The organism is Streptomyces sp. (assembly GCF_036566765.1).
GTDB lineage: Bacteria > Actinomycetota > Actinomycetes > Streptomycetales > Streptomycetaceae > Streptomyces.
In genome coordinates, this window is the sequence record NZ_DATCVQ010000558.1 from 1 (window position 1) to 4,159 (window position 4,159).

Genomic DNA, 4,159 nt, shown 5'->3' on the forward strand with positions numbered 1-4,159 from the left:
CGTGACCGTGGCCAGCGAGTCGCCGACAGAGCGGGCGTCGCTGGATCCGCCGCGCAGTTCGGCGATAAACGGCAGCCAGGCGAGCCCGGTCTCGTTACGCGCCGTCTGCGTGCGCAGGGGCATGGTCGCAGGGCTCGGCTCTTTGCCTTCCCTGCCCTCGACCGGGATCAGCAGCGGCGGGATCGCCAGGCCGTCGTTCTCCCTGGTCGTTCGAGCCGGCATCGGGTCGGATATCGGCGTGGGGTCGTTCCGCCAGGTGCCGCCAGCCGGGACCAGGAACGGCTCGCAGGCCAACGCCTTGGTCGCGGCGATGGGACGGGCGAACTTCTCCAGCCCGGCCTGAATGCGGGCGAGCGTCTTGTCGGCGAGCGGCTTCGCCCGGTCTCCGATCCGCTGGCCCGGCAGGTTCCAGTCGATCGCCGCGGCGGCCGGGAGGACGCGCGGCTCCACCACCTGGGCGCGGCACGCGCTGTTCGGGCACCTGTAGACGTACTGCTGTCGGTAGCGGCCCATGTCGGCGCCGAACGTCTTGAACACCTGCACGGCGTTGACCCACGTGTCGCAGCCAGAGCACCAGGCTTGCGGACGCAGCCACTTATCCCAGTCCGGGTCACGGCCCAGGCTCTCGTGCCAGTAGGCGACATACAGCCGGTCTCGGGACTGCGGCGCGATGAGCGTGCGGGCCGGGTGGGCGTGCATGGAGTTGATCGCGATGGTCCTGGTGCGGTAGCCGAGGATCCGGATCTCGCGAATCCACCGGTCCCACTGATCCCACGCCCGCACGTCGACGACGTTCTCCACGACGCCGGCCAGAACCAGGGCGCCACGGTCCTGGACGCCCCTCAGGTACAGCGGCACCTCTTCCATGAGGGCGCGAGACCGCTCGACCGCTTCGTCCTTCTCGGGGCCGAACAGCTCGCCTTGCATCGAGGTGGCGAAGTCGCGCGTCTTGCCGCGGGCGTTGGACCACTGCGGGCATTCGGGGCTGGCCCAGAACAGGTCAGCGACGGGCCAGCTCTCCACCGGAGCCTCGCGGATGTCTCCCCGGTAGTGGTCGGTCTCTGGGAAGTTCGCGGCGTGGGACTCGATGGCGCGTTCCCAATGGTTCGCGGCCAGCGTGACGCGGACGCCAGGCACGGCGTGGGCGCCCTGCGAACTGCCACCGGCTCCGCAGAACCAGTCCATCAGGGTGAGCGTCACTCGTTCTCCTCAGAGGTCACGTTGCGGGCCGTGGGGTCGCCGAGCGCCCGGATCACGGATTGGAGGGCGGCGGACACCACGCTGGCCGTCAGGTAGACAGCCACCCGGAGGCAGATCACAGCGGCGGTCACGGCTGCCTCCGGTCGGTGAAGGGCCACCACTCGGCGGCCAGCCCGTCGTCGTGGCGGGGCTCACCGAGCGCGTCGGCGCGGAGCTGCTCGGCCAGCTCGTGTTCGGCGAGGACCCGCTCCAGCTCGGTGGGCGGCCGACCGACGGCGCGGGCGCCTGCCTCGTTCCACTGGTCGAGGAGGGCGCGGGCCCTGATCTCCGCTACGGCCTGCTGTTCGCGGCGGAGCCGGCGGAACGCTGCGGCGGCGATCCATCCGCTCGCCACGAGGGCGGCCAGGAGCAGCAGCGTGAACCACGCCTTCAGCGAGTCGGCGTCAGGGGCGGACAGCAGGTCCAGCAGGGTCACGTCTAGAGGCACGGCTGGTCTCCCATCCGCGAGTGGAGGGTGGCGGTCACCTCGGCCTTGCTCGCGTGCTGCAGCGCCGCCTTGGCCTCGTCACGCTCGGTCTTGAGCGCGGCTGCCGACTGCTGGAGGCCGCTCTTGTCGGAGCGGAGCTGCTTGATGCAGGCGTCCTTGTCGAGGATCACCAGGGCGCCGACCGCCAGCACCACGACGAACAGGGCGGAGAGGATGACGAACATGGCCCCGATCACCCGGACACCGCCTCGATCAGGGCTTTGACCACAGCACCGAGAGCGACGCCGAGGATCAGCACCAGCTCGATCTGGAGGGCTCCCGCGTAACTGATCGTCGGGATGAACGACCACCAGGCGTGGTGCAGGGAGCCGATCAGCAGCATCAGGAACCAGCCGCCGACCACCCAGCCGACGCCGAGCAGGATCAGGAAGGCGAAGAAGCTCTTCACTCGCCCACCACCTTTTGCGGGGTGGTGGTCAGGGTGCGGAGCAGGTCGGCGATGAAGGCCCTCACGCGGGTGTGGCCACAGGTCGGGTCCAGCCGGGCGGCCATGTCGAGAGCGGCGTTGATGCTGTTCTCCGCGCCGACGTGGAGGCGGCGCAGCAGCTCGTTTTCGGCCTTGAGGCGTTCCACCTCGGCCTCGGCTGTCTCCGCCCGCTCACGCCATTTGTAGGACCAGGCGGGCGGCAGGTAACCGCCGCCGGTCACCTGGCGGACAGCGGCCACGACGTCGGTGGCGCGCTTAAGGTCCTCGGCGAGGCGGGCCGCCTCGCAGCGCAGTTGCCACGCCTTGTCGCGCAGGCGGATCGGGTCCGTGTCCACCAGTTCGTTGAGGTCGTCGTAGGAGGGCAGTGCGAGAGGCTCAGGCATGGTCGCCGGCCTCTCGGGCGGCCAGCGCCTTGTCGATCGCGGCCATCGACTCGCGCTGAAGGTAGGAGCCCATCAAGCTCACCTGTGCCTTGAGGCGCTCCACCTCGGCCAGCAGGTCCTCAACGTCCTGACGGGCGGCGGCGAAGAACAGCGCCGTCTCTGGCGTGAAATGACCCATCTCGGAGTAGAGGGAGTCCCACGGGCGCGATTCGCCCTTGCGCTGGATGTGCGGTTCGGGAAGGCGCAGGGCGTACACCCAGCGATGACCGGCGTGACACTGGCCGGGGTCGTCACAGTCGCACGAGTCCCACTCAGGCGTGTACGGGCCCTTAGCGGCTTTGCTGACGCGCTCGCGGATCTCGGCGATCCTCTGGGGCGAGAGAGGCTCAGGCATCATCGCCGCCCTTCAGCGCCACCTCAGCGGCGCACTCGTGGCGGTCTCGCGCCGAAGCCAGCCGAATGAGGTCGTGGCCGTGCTCGATGTAGACGAGGTGCTGGCCGCAGCCGGTGCAGCGAAGCGCGGCGTACGGGCCCTCGGTGTCGATGTGGGTGGCGTTGACGCTTCCGGAACGTTTGCGGGTCAGCTTGAAGGTCCAGGCGGCCATGCCTGCGAAGGCCGCGGTCAGGACCAGCTCGATGACGTACGAACTCGTGTCTGTGGCCGCGCCCAGCCTGACGAGCGACCACAGGGCGGCGACGGTGTAGACGCCGAGAGCGAAGGAGTCTCTGTCGATGCGACTCATGAGGCACCGCCGCTCTGCTCTGCCTGAGCAGCCTCAGCGGCGGTGAGGAAGCGGGCGTTGTCGGGGTACCGCTCCCGGTACTTGTCCGGGATTCGGCCCTGGTGCATGAGGTTCGTCGTGGTGGCCCACCGGCCGTCGAAGAACTCGATGTGGAAGCGGTGCCCGCCGAACCCTCGGAACTGGAGGCTGCCCTTCTCTTCGCAAATGAGGAAGTGCTCGCCGTCCACGACGACGCGCTTGGTGGGGTCGTCCCCGTCTCGGTCCCCGCCAGGACCCCAGAACTGGTCGCGGAACTCCTCGCTGATCACTGGGCACCGCCCTTCTGTGCCTGAGCGGCCTCAGCGAGGTCCACGTCCAGAGCGAGGATCTGCGCCCGAAGCGCCGCGATCGTGGCCGGCATGAAGGCCAGGGACTCGCCGCCGAGCTTCCGGACCGCTTCGTCGAACCGCTCGTTGACGCGCTGCTCGAACGCGGCCCGGTCGAAGACGATCGCCTCCGTCCGGCCGCCGACGACGGCAACCGTGAAGAGCTGGACATTCTCCGGATCGGCCTCGCCGCCGGTCGGGGTGTCCTTGCACGGCGTGAACTTGATCAAGGCAACGTTGCTGCCCTTGGTGGCGCACACGTCCACCCAGCCGTTCAGTTCCTCGTCGATGTCGTAGCCGCCGGACAGGGTCCCGGCGATCTGGGCGGGGGTGATGTCGCTCATGCGGCACCTCCGAAGAGGTGCTTCTGCAGCGCCAGCTTGTGCTCCCACTCAGTGGCTGGTCGGACGGTGACCTTCTTCATGCCGTACTCGTCCGCGCCTGTGATGGTGAGGAACAGGTCTGCCGCCTCTTCGGCGTCCAGCAGCCCAGTC

At 69.0% G+C, this 4,159-nt stretch carries 10 protein-coding genes; all 10 read right to left on the reverse strand.

Annotated elements, in window-relative coordinates:
• Positions 1–1,200, reverse strand: a 1,200-nt coding sequence (locus tag VIU94_RS32235) for a DNA cytosine methyltransferase (RefSeq protein ID WP_331916881.1), incomplete at its 3' end; no start/stop codon positions are given.
• Positions 1,197–1,331: a hypothetical protein gene (locus tag VIU94_RS32240; RefSeq protein ID WP_331916883.1), complete on the reverse strand. Its 135-nt coding sequence runs from the start codon at positions 1,329–1,331 to the stop codon at positions 1,197–1,199. The genes VIU94_RS32240 and VIU94_RS32235, both read right to left, overlap by 4 nt.
• On the reverse strand, positions 1,328–1,687 hold the full coding sequence (locus VIU94_RS32245) for a hypothetical protein (RefSeq protein WP_331916885.1): 360 nt from the start codon (positions 1,685–1,687) through the stop codon (positions 1,328–1,330). Before VIU94_RS32245 ends, VIU94_RS32240 begins: the two co-directional genes overlap by 4 nt.
• Entirely contained in the window at positions 1,678–1,911 is a 234-nt protein-coding gene (locus VIU94_RS32250; RefSeq protein WP_331916887.1) for a hypothetical protein, read from the reverse strand. Before VIU94_RS32250 ends, VIU94_RS32245 begins: the two co-directional genes overlap by 10 nt.
• Positions 1,912–1,919: 8 nt before the next feature.
• Positions 1,920–2,135: a hypothetical protein gene (locus tag VIU94_RS32255; RefSeq protein ID WP_331916889.1), complete on the reverse strand. Its 216-nt coding sequence runs from the start codon at positions 2,133–2,135 to the stop codon at positions 1,920–1,922.
• Entirely contained in the window at positions 2,132–2,557 is a 426-nt protein-coding gene (locus tag VIU94_RS32260) for a hypothetical protein (protein WP_331916891.1), read from the reverse strand. The genes VIU94_RS32255 and VIU94_RS32260 overlap by 4 nt, the downstream gene beginning before the upstream one ends.
• The gene (locus tag VIU94_RS32265; protein WP_331916893.1) at positions 2,550–2,813 is read right to left on the reverse strand and encodes a hypothetical protein; all 264 of its coding nucleotides are present in this window, start codon (positions 2,811–2,813) and stop codon (positions 2,550–2,552) included. Before VIU94_RS32265 ends, VIU94_RS32260 begins: the two co-directional genes overlap by 8 nt.
• 130 nt (positions 2,814–2,943) lie before the next feature.
• On the reverse strand, positions 2,944–3,300 hold the full coding sequence (locus VIU94_RS32270) for a hypothetical protein (RefSeq protein WP_331916895.1): 357 nt from the start codon (positions 3,298–3,300) through the stop codon (positions 2,944–2,946).
• On the reverse strand, positions 3,297–3,608 hold the full coding sequence (locus VIU94_RS32275; protein ID WP_331916897.1) for a hypothetical protein: 312 nt from the start codon (positions 3,606–3,608) through the stop codon (positions 3,297–3,299). The genes VIU94_RS32270 and VIU94_RS32275 overlap by 4 nt, the downstream gene beginning before the upstream one ends.
• A complete protein-coding gene (locus VIU94_RS32280) occupies positions 3,605–4,009 on the reverse strand; it encodes a hypothetical protein (RefSeq protein WP_331916899.1) in 405 nt (134 codons plus the stop codon). Before VIU94_RS32280 ends, VIU94_RS32275 begins: the two co-directional genes overlap by 4 nt.
• Positions 4,010–4,159: the final 150 nt, after the last annotated feature.